Source organism: Variovorax sp. PCZ-1 (assembly GCF_018413605.1).
Taxonomy (GTDB): Bacteria; Pseudomonadota; Gammaproteobacteria; order Burkholderiales; family Burkholderiaceae_C; genus JANMDU01.
In genome coordinates this window covers 1,856,324-1,871,021 of sequence record NZ_JAHCDN010000001.1, presented here as the reverse complement: position 1 = coordinate 1,871,021, position 14,698 = coordinate 1,856,324, and the positions used below count along the sequence as shown (strand labels likewise).

Sequence of the window (14,698 nt, the reverse complement as noted above, 5' to 3'; positions counted from 1 at the left end):
GATAGCACTCTGCGCAGATTCCATACCGGGGAAGTGCTGATTTCTCTTGTATTTTTGATACTTGGGCGTTGTGTTTTGAACGAGCCACTCGCTGCCCGAAATGCCCAAATAAGAAATCAATCTAATTTCTCAACGGTCAGTGCAAGCTTCTTTCGCCGCTCTGATAGCGATGAGATTTCAGTAGTTATCTTGTTCTTTAGCTTAATTGCATCAATCTTTTTTAATTCATCTACTTGCGAGTTGAAAAAGGTTACATCCTCCTCCACGGCTTTCTTATACCCGGATGATAGAGATGCGCCAGCAGCAAGACTTTCGTGGCGATCAATAAGACTATTAGCACTGCGGACACGTCTGTAGTACTCATTGATCTCGCTCAAAAGCTCAAAAGGAATGTCTCCTGCCTCTGGATACGAGGTTTTCCACGAGTCTGCAACCAATGGAACTCGCGGAAATCGGAAAGTGACTACGCGTACTGATTCTTGATCAAACTGACGCAACATTTCCTTGAGCATCGCTTGCTCTTCAGCAGTAGGTTGTTTCTTGCTGCCAGTCTTTCCGGACATTCCTTTCATCATCGCAGATAAGTTCATTGGCTCAGAAAACGTAGCTTGCGCCGTATGGTCTTTACCAAGCAGGGCCTGCGTGTTCGCGTCAATTTCAGAACGGACACGGGTTAGAAATTCAATATCTTGGCGCAAGCTTTTCAACTGCTCTTTGTTTTGAGTGAACTCGAAGCCTTTTGTCAAGCTATACAGTCCAACAGCCAACGAAAACACTCCCGCCAAACTAGCGCCAACGATCGCAGCCACAAGTTCACGCCGATGTTCCGTAAATGAGATTGACATATGAATTTCCCAAGTGGGGTAAAAGCGAAATACTAATCAGTCTAGCCGAATCGCCCGATACTAAACCGCAAAACTCCTATCTTGTACTTTGCAGTCGTAGCTGAATGACGCGCCTGAGAGCCAAAAACACGTACTACACACTGTAGGCGAACGGGTAGTACCAAACAAGCTCGGAGATTACCTATAGCTCCTTCGAATACACAATAAATCCCGCATGCTTGGCGAGTTTGTCGTAGAGGGCGCGGCCGCTGGTGTTGGTGGTTTGGGTGGTCCAATAAACGCGGGAGCAGCCTTGCTGAGCTGCGGCGGCATAGACGGCTTGGATGAGCTGCGCGCCGATGCGCTGGCCGCGATGGGCGGGGGCGGTGTAGAGGTCTTGCAGGTAGCACACGTCATGGAGCCGCGTGGTGCTGCGGTGAAAAATGTAGTGCACCAGGCCGACGACTTGCTCGCCTTCTGGGGTTTGCAGGGTGGCAAGCAGGGCGTGAACCGGCTCGCTGCTGCTTAAAAAGCGTTGCCAAGTGTTTTGCGTGATCTCATCGGGCAGGGCAGTCGCGCCTTCGCGGCCATAGAAGGCGTTGTAGCCGTCCCAAAGCGGCTTCCAAGCGGCAAAGTCGGTGGGCTGGATGGGGCGAATGCTGATGTGTGGCGGCATGGGGTGGGGGCGGGTGGATTCAGGGAAGATTGGCGTTCACTATGTTTTCAATAGCACCTTTCTCAGATTACATGGAGGGTATTGGCTGATCTCTGCCTAGTCCTGGTTTTTGCTCGAAGCCAGATGCCAAGAGGCCGGCCGCTAAAGCTCGCTAGATGAAAAGTCTTACGCCCCACTAGGAATAGAGGGCATGGCTCGGAATTTGAACTCGCAAGCTGAACCCCGGGAAGCGTTATGGACGTGGCCTCACGCGCACGCAGCCGGAGCAAGATCGCATACAAATTTACGGTTACGCTGGCTTAACAGTGACGAATGCATCTGTGCCGACGCAATGCAGACTTCCGCACTACTGGATTCGTCGGCTTTAAGCCCGCTGATCACACCGATCAGCTGTGTGCTGGACTGCGTGCCATCGATCCTGCCAAGGAAAAGCCCGCCGCCGGAGTCCCCACCGCAGATGCCTGCTGCCGCGTCACCAGGTTTGCCGAATTGCAGCAAGTTGCTGCCCCTGTCAGCCCCTGACGGCAACTCCCCGCGAAAACCGGCCAGAAGCGTCAGTCCGGTCGAATTCCGGATGTCGGTGATACCGTAGCCAACTACAGTAGTCTCCGATTCAGGTGGAGTGCCCATATACAGCCGCACGTCGCCCAGGAGATTCGGTAACGCATCCATCTGCTGCTGGTTCAGCCGCAGCATGGCTAAATCCCTTCCGTGCTTGATCACGTCACCAAAGCCATCTTTGCTAACCGGAAAGGAGATACTGTTGTCACCATCTCCCATCCAGACGGCGGCTTCCACACTTATTCGCTTCATGGCTCTGTTGTCGCCATTGAACCCGCGCACGGTTTCCTGCCCGCCTTGCAGCGGCATAAACACTGCAAGTTGCGCAGCGGGGTATCGGCCTGAGTTGACCTCGTTGAACAGGCAATGGGCGGCGGTAATGAGCCAATACTTCGCAACAACTGTGCCGGAACACACCATCTCGTAGCTGCCGTCACGAGTAGCTGCCAGCAATCCTGCATACCGAAGGCCTTGACGGTAAACCGGTTTGCCCTCGCCAGAGCCGATAACTGGTTTGCCAGTAAACGGCATGCCAGCAAATACGCCGTCGGGCGCAACCACGCCCGGGTTAGTCACGAGCACTGACGGCTTAATGAACACTGCGCGGCCCTCGCGGTTAAAGGAAATTGTTGGCCGCAACGCCTTGACATCGACCTGTGGGTTCACTGATGTCCGCGCAGTTTCAAGCAGCTTGTCACCGCTATAACCCGCACTACGCAGGGTTTTCTGCAGGTCCACATCACGCGTTCGTGACAATGCCACTAGCCTAGCACGGGCAATGGCGTCGTCGTCGAGTTTAGATTTCGGCACAGTGCTACGCGCTGCTAGCACCGACTTGATTACTTGCTCATCGTCAGTTTCCAATAGCTTATGAAGCGCCGTTCTGGATAGCGGCAAATCCCGTGCAAATTCCTTTGACTTCTGCAGACGCAGTTCCTGAAGTTTTTGCAAACCATCAGGACTAAGTTGCAACCGCTCAGGTTGGGAGAGCGCCGTGCAGCTTGCAACGGCCAACAGAGCTACTATGAGGTGCCTCATGAATTATTCCGCCTTTTTCTTGAGTGCATCTAGCTGCTGGCGTAGCGTCTCCACATCGATAAGTTTCTTGAGTTGGTCTTTTTCCTTGTCGAGCGGATCGGGCGGTGTGCGAGCTGCCTCTACATCCTTGCGCTTGTTAATAAGGGCAATTTGCTGATCCAACGCGTCGAGCTGAGCCTGCTGCGCTTTCTTTTGTTCATCGTCAACCGCCTGCTCCTTAGCCTTGATTGCATCCGAGCGCAGTTTTAGAAGATCAACGAGCGATTTGGAAAGGTCCTGTACAGCAGCGGCGCCACGCTCGGCGCGCGCTTCCGCTTGGAACGTTAGCTGGCTCATGGAACCGTCTTCGTTAAATGAGACAACGATTGAGTTCTTGTCGAAAGTCCTGTTTTCTAGCCAAACCAAGGCCTTTGCACCGAGTTGTGGCAAGCTAACAGCACTGGGCGAGGTGAACCGCGTGCCGCCTGGGCGCCTGTCGGTAACGCTTACCGTGCCTGACACAGGTTGGCGGTACACCACGCCGGTAAAGATGGTCGACGAGCTCCCCGGAGCTGCGGGTGTGGTGCCAGTGGCCACCGGCTTCACTGGGTGGCCGGCCGCCTCGATACAGGCATGTGCGACGAATTCTTCGTCCACCGACGTGTCCGGTATCGTCGCATTGCTGGCGCGTGCCAGTCGGGCTAGAAAATCCACATGGGGCGCGGACACCGCAACACAACGCGTTGCGGCATCATTCCTCGGCTGCCAGTTGGTCTTTCTTACCGGGTACGTAAGCGCTTCAGTCAGGGTTACCAGTGTCGCCTGCAGCTCAGCCGTTGCCGGCTCCCGGTCTTTAAGTGTTGCGCTCGCTACGGTGCGCGAAGCTTCGAGCCCGTCAATCTTGTCTTGCGAAGCCTTCGCTGCTGCGCTATCACCCTTTTTTTTGGCCAGCGCAAGTGCGATCTTTTCTTGCTCGATCTGCGCGTCTAGCTCCATCACGGGCGATCTGTCTTTGAGTTTCGCGGCAGCTACGCTGGCCTGCGCCTGCGCCTTTGCAAGCTCAGTCTTAAGCGCAGCGGTCGCCGCCGCGTCCGTGCCCTTTAAGCTTTCTGCCAGCTTGGCCTTGAGCTGCTCAACCAATACCCGGATCTCGTCCGATGCTTTCTTGTCCGCTGCCAGCGCTTTGTCGGCAAGGCGTGCTGCAGGTAGTTCGATATCGAGGATCGATTTGCGCTGTTTGAGCCTTTTGTCGATGAAGTCAGCGCAAGGCATGCCGGTTCTCGTCGCACTCGTGCCGGTGAAGCGCAGTACGCTCGTTTTGAACAGGTTGATTGCCGTGCCAGCCACAGAGGCGAGTACCTGGGACGTGCGGTCCTCAGCTGCAGCGTTGATGGACTTGATCATCCCGTTGGGATGCATCGACAAAGTCATACTCGTGAGCTTGAGCGGTGAATTGAGTGTGTTGTATGGTATGCGGTAGGTCTCTGCTGGGTCGGGGGCTAGGCTGTGTACGGCTGCACCTTCCGCCAGCTCCCAAGTCAACTCGTGCGTGCCGCCTTTGACCCTGCAATCCGTGACGAGAAATTTCACGTCGACGTCAAATACAGCCATCGGTAGGTTGTAGAGTACACCGGGCTCGACTTCGCTGTCTGCATACATGCGATTGCTCTGAAGGTTGGTGCTGCAGCCCGTGACGGTCAAAATCGCCAAAGCAGCCAAAAGGTGGTAACGCATTGCAGTTCTCCGTTTGTTGGTCCCGTTTGCAATATCGAGTAGATGAGGATTTCCCATCACGCGCGCTTGAAACTTTCAAACATGAGTCTAGGGCAGTTGATTGTCAAGAATCTAATATCTGAATCACTGATCTACTCACTTCTGCGGAGAATTCGTCGCGACTCTTACGATTTTTGTCTTGCCTGCCAAGAACGTCTGTGCAGTTAAAAGTGTCCAAAAGACAGGCGACGAAGTACTGGTGCGTCTACCTCCATAAGACCGGGAATCGAGATCCATTCATCACTTTGAAATTGGCATGCGTGCTGGCGCAGGTAAGAGTTCTTCAATTTGGACGGCTTAACCGCAAGCAATCGATACGTCTAGCGCGCGCTCAAAGCTCACGTGAATACACAATAAACCCCGCATGCTTGGCCAGTTTGTCATAGAGCGCGCGGCCGCTGGTGTTGGTGGTTTGGGTGGTCCAGTAAACGCGGGAACTGTTGGCCAGCTTCGCGGCGGCATACACGGCTTCAATGAGCTGCGCGCCGATGCGCTGGCCGCGATGCGCGGGGGCGGTGAAGAGGTCTTGCAGGTAGCACACATCATGCAGCCGCGTGGTGCTGCGGTGAAACAGATAGTGCACCAGGCCGACGAGTTGCTCGCCTTGCGGCGTTTGCGCAGCGGCCACGATGGCATGCACGGGCTCGCTGGGGTTGAAAAAGCGCAGCCAGGTGCTTTGCGTGATGTCATCGGGCAGGGCGGTTGCGCCCTCGCGGCCATAGAAAGCGTTGTAGCCATCCCAGAGCGGCTTCCAAGCGGCAAAGTCGGTGGGTTGAATGGGGCGAATGCTTATGAGGGGCGGCATGGGGTGACTGGCTTTAGGCGGTATTTACTATGAATTGAATAGCACTCTGCGCAGATTCTATGCCGGGGAATGGCTGATTTAGCTTAAATTTTCAATGCTTATAGGGTGTGGGAATTTGAGCGAAATTGGCATCTTGTCGGCATAAATACTGCGCAGAGTGCTATTACATTAATAGCGGAGCAATGCGCTACGCGCTGCGCGAATGCTGCGCCACATACTCGCGCAGCGCGCCGTCCATGCGCGATTGCCAGCCCTCGCCGGTGGATTTGAAAAAAGCCAGCACCTCGGGGCTGTAGCGCACGGAGACCAGTTGTTTGGCGTTGTCTAGTTTCGGTCGCCCGCGCAGCGCGCGCATGGGCACCATGGCTGCGAGCTGATTGGGCGTGAGCGGCTGGGCATCGGGGTCGCTTTTGGCGGCGGCAGTGATGGCTTTGTCCTCTTGCGCTGTTGGCATGAGGATGGGTGGGCGCTTAAGTTGTTTGGACATAGTGTTTCACCTCTCGACGATTGGCGCGGCGCAGGCTGATCACTCTGCGCATCTCGCCACGATCTACAAATGCCACGTAGTACAGGATGCCAGTTTGCGGCGCGAGCGCGATCATGCGCGCCTCGCCATACTCAAACCGCTCATCAACCCACACCAACGCAGCTTCCCAATCCAGTTCATCCGCTAGCGAGAGTGACACACCGTGCTTGGCTTGATTTGCCAAGTCTTTCGCTGAATCGAACTGGATTTGCATTGATTTATTGTAGCTACATTAAATCGAGGGGTCAAGTGGCGCGAACCTCAGCACCGTTTGGGGCTTCCAGGTGTTAATTCCAAGCCGTAAAGACACGGGCTGGATGGCGAGTAGTGCGTTGTACGGAGCATCGGATTACTATGCTTTTAATAGCACTTTGTGCAGATTCTACGCCGGGGAATGGCTGATTTGGCTTGAAATTTGCGATGACGGAGCAAGCTGAGCCGGGCGAGTCATGTCTGATGCATTCGACGTGAACTTTGGGTACTAGTCAACCCGCAGCACCTCAAACTGCTGCCCGCTTGGAGCGCCCTGTATCGATACCTGATCACCCTCACATTTACCCAGCATGGCTCTGCCCAAAGGGGCTTCGCTGCTGATGACCTGAACGAACTCTGAGCCGCTCGCTAACTTCATGCTGCCACCCTTGGGGCCGAGAAAGAGCTGTTGCTGTTTGTCGTCGGCATCGACCAGGCAGACCAGCGCGCCGAGCTGTATGCCTTTGCTGGCGTCGTAGGGGCGCGGGCGGAATTGGCGCCAATGGGCCATCGCCTCTCGGATGGCTTCGGCGCGACGCGCTTGGCCGGTGGACAGGTACGCGGCTTCCAGGCCTAAGGTGTCGTATTTGTTTTCGGCGATGTTTTCTTCGTGAGTCGCCGTTTCATGGGCCACCTGCATGGCGCGCTCGGCTTGCAGCAGGTCTTCGGCTAGCCGCGCTAGCACCTGTTGCTGCAGCAAGAATTTATCCATGGTGAAATGTCTGCGTGGGGTGGTTGGTGTTTACTATTCTTCTGATAGCACTCTGCGCAGATTCTACGCCGGGGAATGGCTGATTTGGCTTAAATTTTGCGTATTCCTGCCTGATTCGAGCGAGCGTGATGGCGGGCGGTCCAGCCGATGCGTGATTGGGCAAGCCTGTCAGTAAATCTTGAGCGCGTGTTGACCCAAGTTGACAAGATCTGCCAAGCCCTGCACGATGGAGAGTATGGATCGACGCAACTTTATTGAATCATGTTCTACAGCGGCTACAGCAGCTTGCTTGTCTGGCGCAGCGAGTTTGCCCGCTTTGGCCGCAGATGCTCGCCCGAAGGCTTATCAGCGCGTTTTGCTGACCAATGAGCGGGGCGATCCGTTCAAGGCTTCTTCTCTTACGGTGCAGACGAATTACGTGTTTCATTACCCGTTTGAGGCCACACCAGTATTCTTGCTCGATCTGGGCAAGGCTGTACCGCCATCCAATCCTGCTGCGCTCAAAACCAAAGGTGGCGAGAGCTACGCTTGGCCGGGCGGCGTGGGCATGAAGAAAAGCATCGTGGCCTTTAGTGCGATCTGTGCGCATCAGCTGGTTTATCCAACGCAGCAATTGAGTTTTATCTCCTTTCGCAAAGGCACGCCAGTGAATGCCAAAACGCCAAATCACGGCGCTGACCTGATTCACTGCTGCGCCGATCACAGCCAATACGATCCAGCGCAGGGTGCGAAAGTGTTGGGCGGGCCGGCGAGCCAGCCACTGTGCGCCATTCTTTTAGAGCACAACGCGAAAGACGATACGCTCACGGCTTACGCTACGCTAGGCGGCGAATTGTTCGATGAGTTCTTCAAAAAATACGAGGCCAAGCTCAGCATTGAAGTGGGCAGCAAAGCGAAGAACGCCGTGACTCAGCGCACGCCTGTGCGCGAGTTGGATAAGTTTTGCCGCAATCCTGTGAAGTGCTGAGCTTACTTTCTTCGATGAGACCATGCCGTTCGGGCTGAGCTTGTCGAAGCCTAGTAAGAGCCCTTCGACAAGCTCAGGGTGAACGGGTTTGAAAGAGTACTACTGAGTGTTGAGCTGCTTCACTTCGCTGGCTCGGTGATAAAGCCAATCTTTTTCACGCCCGCTTGCTGCGCTGCTGCCATGGCTTGCGCGACGCGCTCATAGCGCACAGCTTTATCGCCACGGATGTGTAGCTCGGGCTGAGGATTAAGAGCTGCTGCGGCTTTGAGTTGGGATTGCACGGCTTCGTCGGAGGCGGGGGTTTCGTTCCAATAGTATTGGCCTTTGTCATCCACGCTGAGGCGAATGGTTTGGGGCTTGGCATCCTGTGGTTGATTGGTCGCGCGAGGCAGATCAATGTTGACGGTGTGCTTCATCACGGGGACGGTGATGATGAAGATGATGAGGAGCACGAGCATGACATCGACCAGCGGTGTCATGTTGATTTCGTTCATCACCTCATCTGTGTCGTCTTGGGTTCCGAATGCCATGATTTTTTATGCTTTCTTCAACGGGGTGACGTTCGCCGCAGCGTTCGTGCCTACACGCGCGCCTGTGACGTAATACGCATGCAGATCATGCGCGAAGCGGTTGAGCTTTTGCGTGACGCCTTTGTTGGCGCGCACGAGAGCGTTGTAGCCGAGCACAGCGGGGATGGCGACTGCGAGGCCGAGCGCCGTCATGATCAGAGCTTCACCTATCGGGCCGGCCACTTTGTCGATACTGGCTTGGCCGGCCATGCCGATGGCGAGCAGGGCGTGATAGATGCCCCAGACGGTGCCGAAGAGGCCGACGAAGGGGGAGGTGGAGCCAACGGAGGCGAGGACCGCTAGGCCGGATTGCAGCTTGGCAGTGGATTCGTCAATGCTGTTGCGCAGGCAGCGGGTGATCCAATCAGAAATATCCATCGTGTCGTGAAGTTGCGGCTTGGCAGCTCTGTGGTGCGCGGCGGCTTCGCGGCCTTCGATGGCGAGCTGGCGAAAGGGGTTGTCTGCCTCGGCCCCGAGTTTGCTGAGGCCATCGGCTAAATCTGAGCCATGCCAAAACGATTCGACGGCTTTGGCTTGCGCACTCGCGCGGCGAACGGCCAGCGCTTTGGTGATGATGACCATCCAGCTGGCAAGCGACATAACGAGCAAGAGCAGAGCGACGAAGCGGGTGACCCAATCGCCTTGCGACCAGAGTTGGGAGAGACCAAAAGCTTGATTCATAAAAAGTCCAAATAAAAAAATCAGTTGTTTGCAAAAAAATCTAAGGGCACGAGGAATGGCATCGTCTCAGGCACACCACCGCGCGTGCCAGGCTTGAAGCGCCAACGAGAGACAGCGGCAACTGCTGCGGCATCCAAACGATCAAAACCGCTGCTGGTGTGCAGCTCGACTTTCTGCGCCGAACCATCTGCACCCACCACGACGCGCAGCATCACGCGCCCTTGTTCGCCCAAGCGCTTGCTCACAGGCGGGTAGGGCGGGCGAGGGTTGTTGAGGTAATCGGCATCGCTGCGCGGCAGCTCTACCTTTGCAACGGGTGCGGGTGCGGTTGGAGCTGCAGGAGGCGAGGGCGCTGCGGGTGGCGCAGGCGTTGGTGTGGCGGCCACGGCTGCAGTGATGGGCGGCAAGGGTGCAGGTGGGGCAGGAGGTGCAGGCGTTGCCACAGGTGCGTTGGGAGCGGGTGTGGGGTCTGCAACGGCTAAGGGCTGTGGCGCGGGAGGCGGCGCAACTGCCTTGTTGAGCTTGGCAGGCTCCGGCGGCGTGGGCGCGGGGGGCGCTGGCGGGGCAGGAGGCGGCAAGATCGGCTGAGGTGGCTCAATGATCTGGCTGATCATCTCTACCGGCACGATCACCTCATAAGCGCGCACCAGCAAGCCACTTTGCAGCGCAGCCAAGCCGCCAACATGCAGCAGCGCGACTGCGCTGGCGATGACCACGGGGCGTTTGTGTAAGGGAATGGAATCACTCATGGAAGACTAAGGCTGCGCCCACATGCGCAAGAGATTGTGATACGTGCCGGTCAGGCGGACAGATTCGGCAGATTCTTTGCCACCACGTTGCAGCTCACGCGTGCGCTGCGCCATGATGGTCATATCCAGCTCATAAAGCAGCTCGCGTTGCTCTTGTGACCGCACCATGCTCTCAATCCAGAAAAAGCAAGCGATGCGCTCACCGCTTGTGACGGGGTTGACGCGATGCACGGTGTTGGCAGGGTAGAGCAAGAGGCTGCCAGCGGGCAGCTTGTAAGCCTGCTCGCCGCCAGCTGCTTGAATCACAAGCTCACCGCCCGCGTAGCTGTCTGGCTCACTCAAAAACAAAGTGCACGATAAATCCGTGCGCAAAAAGCCAGGTGCGCCGGGTAAGGTGCGCAGGGCATTGTCAATGTGTGCGCCGAAAGTGTTGGCTGAGCCTGTGTAGCGGTTGAAATTGGGTGGGTACAAACGGCGTGGCAAGGCGGCTGTCATGAAGCTCGGATGGCGGCTGATAGCGCCCACCACGAGCTCACGCGCTTGTTGAGTCACTTTTCCATGCTCTGGCATTTGCTGGTTGTTTTTCACTTGCGCGCTTTGCTTGCCTGATGTGGCCACACCATCGAGCCAGCCTTCGCCCGCGGGTGCGTTGCGCAGCAAGGTGAGTAGCTTGGCCACATCAGCAGCAGATAAAACAGAGGATATAACGAGTTGCATGGCGTTGGCTTTGCTGGAGGCGATTCAGAAACGAGCCGTCATGTTAACTTGAAGCACTCTGCCTTGGCCGGGCACATAGTGACCGCGATACAAAGTGTCGGCATAGTATTTGTTGGCCACATTGTTGAGATTGGCCTTCACGGTGTAGGTGTCACTCACGCGGTATTCTGCGAGCAGATCCACCGTGCCAAAGCCGGGTGCTTGAATATCGGATTGCACAGGCTTTTGCTTGCTGCGGAAATTCAGGCCTGCGCCGATGCGCCATTTTGGTGTGAGCTGATAGGTGTTCCAAATCGTTCCGCTGAATTTTGGGATCAAGCCAGGGCGCTCGCCCACTTTTTCACCAGGCTGGCTTTGCAGGCAGGCGGCTGGCGCGGGCGGGCAGCCAGCGGCTTGCGTGACTTTGGCTTTGGGGATCCACATGGTGGAGCCATAGATTTCCCATTGCGGCGTGATGCGGCCTGTGATGTCAAATTCCAAGCCGGCGCTGTAGCGCTTGCCGCTCACGAGCAGGCTGGTAGCAGCGGTGTCTGGGTCGGTGTTGCGCTCATTGAATTTTTCGGCGTAGAAGAAGGCGTACCGGGTGGAAAAGCGTTTGTTTTCGCTATCAATCTTTGCGCCTAATTCGATGTTGCGGCTTTGCTCGGGAGGCGTGTTGGCACTGCTGCTGTTGTAGGAGTACGTGTCGCCGGATGTGTTGAAAGATGTGCCGTAGGAGAAGTGATAGGAATGCAAAGCATCAGGCTGGAAGAGCACACCGATACGCTTGGAGAGCTCGTTGATGTTTTGCTGATAGGCCACGGTGGTGACTGGGCCTGCTGCGTTCGTGGGAATGTTGAACTGCTGGTACCTGCCCTTCATGCTGTCGTAGCGCAGGCCGCCTACCAGTTTCCATTGGGGATCAAGGTGCAGCATGTCTTGCACGTAAAGGCTGGAGCCCTTGGCGCGGAAGTTGTTGGCATCGCGCAGCACGCGTGAATCTTCGTTCACAAAGTTATTGCCACCCGTGACGATACCGCCCAGCGTGATCGTCGGTTTGGTGATGTTGATGCCGCCTTGCGTGCCCGAGCGCACGGCTTGCACAGCCTTGTCTTCGACTGTGAAATCGATGCCTGCGAGCAGATCATGCTTGTAGCCTGCGGCATCAAATTGCGTGGAGAAATCCGATTGCAGCTGCGTCACATCCATCTGCTGGATCTTGGGATTGAAATTGCGATTGAACAATGTAGCGGGGCCGATATTGGCGGCGCTGGTGGTGGCCGCATTGGTGAAACGGATGGCACTGGCGCGCTGATCTCGGGTGTAGAGGCCTCGGCGGATTTGGGTTTTGAGCTCGGTCTTGGGAGACAAGCGCAGCAAATGACCAGCGGTGAAGATGGTGGCTGTGCCAGCGTTGTAATCGCTGTCCATCCCCAAATAGGCGCTGGGGTCAACGCCGGGAATCAAACCACGGGGCGTTGCGGCTGTGGCAGGCGCAGTGGCGGGTAGAAAGGGCAGGCCGTAGTTCATGCGCGGGTTGCGGTTGTCAAGATAAGACAGGCTTGCATTGAACTCATGCCGCTCGCCAATACCAGTGCGCAATGCGACAGCCAAGCCGCTTTTATCGAGGCCATTGCCTCGGCCATCGTTGTCTGCCTTGGTATGCATGGCATTGATGCGCAGCGCAGTCGATTCAGCAAGACGGAAATTGAAATCACCTGTGACGCGGCGGTATTGGTGGTTGCCCAGCGTGATGCCTGCTTCGTTGTCGCCATACAGCGATGGTTGCTTGGTGATTTGATTGGCCGCACCGCCTGTGGAGCCACGCCCAAACAGCATCGAAGCTGAGCCGCGCAGCAAATCCACACGATCTAGGTTAAACGTGTCGCGCTCATAAAAAGCCGGATCGCGCATGCCGTCGAGAAAAATATCTCCCGTGCTCGCGAGTGAGAAGCCGCGCAGACGAATGTCTTCCTCGCCGCCTTCTGCAGCCTGGAAGGTCACCCCGGCGGTGTTGTGCAAGACCTCTTTGAGTGTGTCGAGGTTGCGGTCATCGATCAGCTTTTCTGTGACCACGGTGATCGATTGCGGGATATCGCGCAACTCTTGATTGCCTTTGGCTGTAGAGGAGCGGTTGACTTTGATTTGGTCTTTGCCGGCTTCAGCTTCAGCGCGAATGATCACAGGTTTGAGTGTGCCCTCGGGGGGTTGTGTTGTGTTTTGCGCCCAAGAGTTAGGCATACCGAGTGAGCCAGCCAGTAGCATGGCGCCAATCGGCACAATGGGCGATGCCACTGGTTTTTTATTTACTATAGATTTAGTAGCACTTCGCGCAGATTCTATGCCGGCGAATGGCCTATTTTGTGTTGAAAAAGAGCGAGAAAGACGACGCGAAGCCATGTTGCAGCCTAAGGGGAAAATACCTGCTTGCAGGTGGTCAAGGTGTTGGCTGGCCTGCGCGCTGGTTGTGAGCGCACGGCTTGGCTGCGAAAAAAATATGAGGAAAGTGCCGTGATCAGTGCACGGCGCTGGGTGCGTTGTGCCAAAGAAGGGTGTTATCTTGCGATGCCCCGGCGGCTGCATGCGTGAGCAGGCTGTGCTGCCGCCAAGATTCACATACCTTTGCGAGCACGCGGCGAAACTCTGGGCTTAAGCCGTTTTGGCATTGCAAGCAGGTGAGATTCGAGACAATTTTCAGATTGATCAGCCCTTGATTCTCGGCGTTGTCACAGTTGCAATGCGAATACGCGCTCATGAGGCAAAGCGTGCCGGCAAGCATGGCTTCTAGGCCACTGATATCGAATTCAGTCACGGGTTGAGCTTGAGTGGGGGTGTTCATAAACGATGGCTTGGAAAGCGGTTATTTGGTCAAGATCAGTTTGCCCAGCTTGGTGGCTTGGAGCTTGTAGCGGCTACCGTTGTGCAAGATATCTACGTTCTTTTTGCCGCGCAGCAAGGTCTCGCTGCGCAGGGCGGAATCAGCTTGGCTGGTTTGTGTCGTGCTTTCTGGCTGGGCGGCATGCTTTGACGCCTTTGCGAACCAGGATGTATCTGAAGACGAGGAGATCATGACTCAAATGATAATCATTCTCATTTAAGAAGTCAAGCCGTGGATCAAAAAAATTTGAAAATCAAGCGACTTTTCGGAAAACCCGGCGTATTGAGTTCGAAAGAACGAGAACGCCTAGTTGCGTAATTCTCGAATGAAAGACACCGCCTTGGTGGTGATCATGTCTACTGCCGGGCCGTTTGCGCCGTGGGGCAGGATCACATGGGCGTTGCGTTTGGTGGGCTCGATGAATTGCTTGTGCATGGGGCGCACGGTTTGCAGATACTGCTCGATCACGCTTTCTGCACTGCGCCCGCGCTCGGCCATATCACGCTGCAAGCGGCGGATAAAGCGAACATCGGCCGCGGTATCGACAAACACTTTGAGCGACATCATCTTGCGCAGCTCGGGATCGAAGAGCGCAAACAAACCTTCGATCACGATGATGGGCGCGGGTTTGACGACAACGGTTTTATTGGAGCGATTGTGAATGGTGAAGTCATAGACCGGCATATCAATGGCCTGGCCAGCTCTTAGTTGCGCAACATGCTGCATAAGCAATGGCCAGTCAAAGGCATCGGGATGGTCGTAGTTCACCTTGCAGCGCACTTCATAGGATGGCTCGGATTGATGCAGGTAATAGTCATCCTGCATCAGCACGGCTACGCGATCTGCACCGACAGCCGCCAATACCTCGCGTGTGACGGTAGATTTGCCGCTGCCACTGCCGCCCGAGACGCCGATAACAAATGTGGGGTAGGTGGGGGTGGTCATAGCGCAGCAGTTTTTTAGTTTGTGAAGGCTTGATGTTACCTAATCATAGATTCGCTTATCCTTGCAC

The 14,698-nt window shown here is 55.8% G+C and carries 17 protein-coding genes; 1 reads left to right on the top strand and 16 read right to left on the bottom strand.

Translation table 11 applies throughout. The features are described from left to right. Nucleotides 1-116: 116 nt before the first annotated feature. The 8 genes from KIH26_RS09040 to KIH26_RS09005 form a co-directional block, all read right to left on the bottom strand. On the bottom strand, nucleotides 117-845 hold the full coding sequence (locus tag KIH26_RS09040) for a hypothetical protein (RefSeq protein ID WP_213444168.1): 729 nt from the start codon (nucleotides 843-845) through the stop codon (nucleotides 117-119). 181 nt (nucleotides 846-1,026) lie between these two features. After that, nucleotides 1,027-1,500 carry a GNAT family N-acetyltransferase gene (locus tag KIH26_RS09035; protein WP_213444166.1) on the bottom strand — a complete coding sequence of 158 codons (474 nt, stop codon included), beginning with the start codon at nucleotides 1,498-1,500 and terminating at the stop codon, nucleotides 1,027-1,029. A gap of 246 nt (nucleotides 1,501-1,746) precedes the next feature. Then, nucleotides 1,747-3,099 (bottom strand): trypsin-like serine protease, encoded by a 1,353-nt coding sequence (locus KIH26_RS09030; protein WP_213444164.1) that lies wholly within the window; start codon nucleotides 3,097-3,099, stop codon nucleotides 1,747-1,749. 3 nt (nucleotides 3,100-3,102) lie between these two features. Beyond that, a complete protein-coding gene (locus tag KIH26_RS09025; protein WP_213444162.1) occupies nucleotides 3,103-4,812 on the bottom strand; it encodes a hypothetical protein in 1,710 nt (569 codons plus the stop codon). A gap of 370 nt (nucleotides 4,813-5,182) precedes the next feature. Next, nucleotides 5,183-5,656 carry a GNAT family N-acetyltransferase gene (locus KIH26_RS09020; RefSeq protein ID WP_213444161.1) on the bottom strand — a complete coding sequence of 158 codons (474 nt, stop codon included), beginning with the start codon at nucleotides 5,654-5,656 and terminating at the stop codon, nucleotides 5,183-5,185. A 187-nt stretch (nucleotides 5,657-5,843) separates the two neighbouring features. Beyond that, the gene (locus tag KIH26_RS09015) at nucleotides 5,844-6,143 is read right to left on the bottom strand and encodes a BrnA antitoxin family protein (RefSeq protein ID WP_213444159.1); all 300 of its coding nucleotides are present in this window, start codon (nucleotides 6,141-6,143) and stop codon (nucleotides 5,844-5,846) included. Continuing rightward, entirely contained in the window at nucleotides 6,127-6,396 is a 270-nt protein-coding gene (locus KIH26_RS09010) for a BrnT family toxin (RefSeq protein WP_213444157.1), read from the bottom strand. Before KIH26_RS09010 ends, KIH26_RS09015 begins: the two co-directional genes overlap by 17 nt. A 267-nt stretch (nucleotides 6,397-6,663) precedes the next feature. Continuing rightward, nucleotides 6,664-7,146, bottom strand: coding sequence for a GreA/GreB family elongation factor (locus tag KIH26_RS09005; RefSeq protein WP_213444155.1), 483 nt, complete (start codon nucleotides 7,144-7,146; stop codon nucleotides 6,664-6,666). 235 nt (nucleotides 7,147-7,381) lie between these two features. Here KIH26_RS09005 and KIH26_RS09000 point away from each other — a divergent pair, with 235 nt between their 5' ends. Continuing rightward, entirely contained in the window at nucleotides 7,382-8,113 is a 732-nt protein-coding gene (locus KIH26_RS09000) for a Rieske (2Fe-2S) protein (RefSeq protein ID WP_213444153.1), read from the top strand. Nucleotides 8,114-8,232: 119 nt separating this feature from the next. Here KIH26_RS09000 and KIH26_RS08995 read toward each other — a convergent pair whose 3' ends face one another. The 8 genes from KIH26_RS08995 to udk form a co-directional block, all read right to left on the bottom strand. Next, nucleotides 8,233-8,643, bottom strand: a complete 411-nt coding sequence (locus tag KIH26_RS08995) for an ExbD/TolR family protein (protein ID WP_213444151.1) — start codon at nucleotides 8,641-8,643, stop codon at nucleotides 8,233-8,235. Between the two features lie 6 nt (nucleotides 8,644-8,649). Continuing rightward, complete coding sequence (locus KIH26_RS08990; RefSeq protein ID WP_213444149.1) at nucleotides 8,650-9,363, bottom strand: MotA/TolQ/ExbB proton channel family protein; 714 nt, start codon at nucleotides 9,361-9,363, stop codon at nucleotides 8,650-8,652. Between the two features lie 20 nt (nucleotides 9,364-9,383). Then, the gene (locus KIH26_RS08985) at nucleotides 9,384-10,112 is read right to left on the bottom strand and encodes an energy transducer TonB (protein WP_213444147.1); all 729 of its coding nucleotides are present in this window, start codon (nucleotides 10,110-10,112) and stop codon (nucleotides 9,384-9,386) included. Nucleotides 10,113-10,118: 6 nt separating this feature from the next. Then, on the bottom strand, nucleotides 10,119-10,829 hold the full coding sequence (locus tag KIH26_RS08980) for a Fe2+-dependent dioxygenase (protein WP_213444145.1): 711 nt from the start codon (nucleotides 10,827-10,829) through the stop codon (nucleotides 10,119-10,121). A gap of 24 nt (nucleotides 10,830-10,853) precedes the next feature. Further along, entirely contained in the window at nucleotides 10,854-13,103 is a 2,250-nt protein-coding gene (locus KIH26_RS08975; protein ID WP_349627856.1) for a TonB-dependent receptor, read from the bottom strand. 220 nt (nucleotides 13,104-13,323) lie between these two features. Next, a complete protein-coding gene (locus tag KIH26_RS08970; RefSeq protein WP_213444144.1) occupies nucleotides 13,324-13,647 on the bottom strand; it encodes a hypothetical protein in 324 nt (107 codons plus the stop codon). Between the two features lie 21 nt (nucleotides 13,648-13,668). Beyond that, nucleotides 13,669-13,878: a hemin uptake protein HemP gene (gene hemP, locus KIH26_RS08965; RefSeq protein ID WP_213444143.1), complete on the bottom strand. Its 210-nt coding sequence runs from the start codon at nucleotides 13,876-13,878 to the stop codon at nucleotides 13,669-13,671. 114 nt (nucleotides 13,879-13,992) lie between these two features. Next, nucleotides 13,993-14,631: a uridine kinase gene (gene udk / locus KIH26_RS08960; protein WP_213444142.1), complete on the bottom strand. Its 639-nt coding sequence runs from the start codon at nucleotides 14,629-14,631 to the stop codon at nucleotides 13,993-13,995. Nucleotides 14,632-14,698 lie beyond the last annotated feature (67 nt).

Excerpts from the sequence above, each read along its gene's own strand:
- KIH26_RS09040 (WP_213444168.1), bottom strand. The coding sequence starts at position 845 with ATGTCAATCTCATTTACGGAACATCGGCGTGAACTTGTGGCTGCGATC.
- KIH26_RS09035 (WP_213444166.1), bottom strand. The coding sequence starts at position 1,500 with ATGCCGCCACACATCAGCATTCGCCCCATCCAGCCCACCGACTTTGCC.
- KIH26_RS09030 (WP_213444164.1), bottom strand. The coding sequence starts at position 3,099 with ATGAGGCACCTCATAGTAGCTCTGTTGGCCGTTGCAAGCTGCACGGCG.
- KIH26_RS09025 (WP_213444162.1), bottom strand. The coding sequence starts at position 4,812 with ATGCGTTACCACCTTTTGGCTGCTTTGGCGATTTTGACCGTCACGGGC.
- KIH26_RS09020 (WP_213444161.1), bottom strand. The coding sequence starts at position 5,656 with ATGCCGCCCCTCATAAGCATTCGCCCCATTCAACCCACCGACTTTGCC.
- KIH26_RS09015 (WP_213444159.1), bottom strand. The coding sequence starts at position 6,143 with ATGTCCAAACAACTTAAGCGCCCACCCATCCTCATGCCAACAGCGCAA.
- KIH26_RS09010 (WP_213444157.1), bottom strand. The coding sequence starts at position 6,396 with ATGCAAATCCAGTTCGATTCAGCGAAAGACTTGGCAAATCAAGCCAAG.
- KIH26_RS09005 (WP_213444155.1), bottom strand. The coding sequence starts at position 7,146 with ATGGATAAATTCTTGCTGCAGCAACAGGTGCTAGCGCGGCTAGCCGAA.
- KIH26_RS09000 (WP_213444153.1), top strand. The coding sequence starts at position 7,382 with ATGGATCGACGCAACTTTATTGAATCATGTTCTACAGCGGCTACAGCA.
- KIH26_RS08995 (WP_213444151.1), bottom strand. The coding sequence starts at position 8,643 with ATGGCATTCGGAACCCAAGACGACACAGATGAGGTGATGAACGAAATC.
- KIH26_RS08990 (WP_213444149.1), bottom strand. The coding sequence starts at position 9,363 with ATGAATCAAGCTTTTGGTCTCTCCCAACTCTGGTCGCAAGGCGATTGG.
- KIH26_RS08985 (WP_213444147.1), bottom strand. The coding sequence starts at position 10,112 with ATGAGTGATTCCATTCCCTTACACAAACGCCCCGTGGTCATCGCCAGC.
- KIH26_RS08980 (WP_213444145.1), bottom strand. The coding sequence starts at position 10,829 with ATGCAACTCGTTATATCCTCTGTTTTATCTGCTGCTGATGTGGCCAAG.
- KIH26_RS08970 (WP_213444144.1), bottom strand. The coding sequence starts at position 13,647 with ATGAACACCCCCACTCAAGCTCAACCCGTGACTGAATTCGATATCAGT.
- hemP (WP_213444143.1), bottom strand. The coding sequence starts at position 13,878 with ATGATCTCCTCGTCTTCAGATACATCCTGGTTCGCAAAGGCGTCAAAG.
- udk (WP_213444142.1), bottom strand. The coding sequence starts at position 14,631 with ATGACCACCCCCACCTACCCCACATTTGTTATCGGCGTCTCGGGCGGC.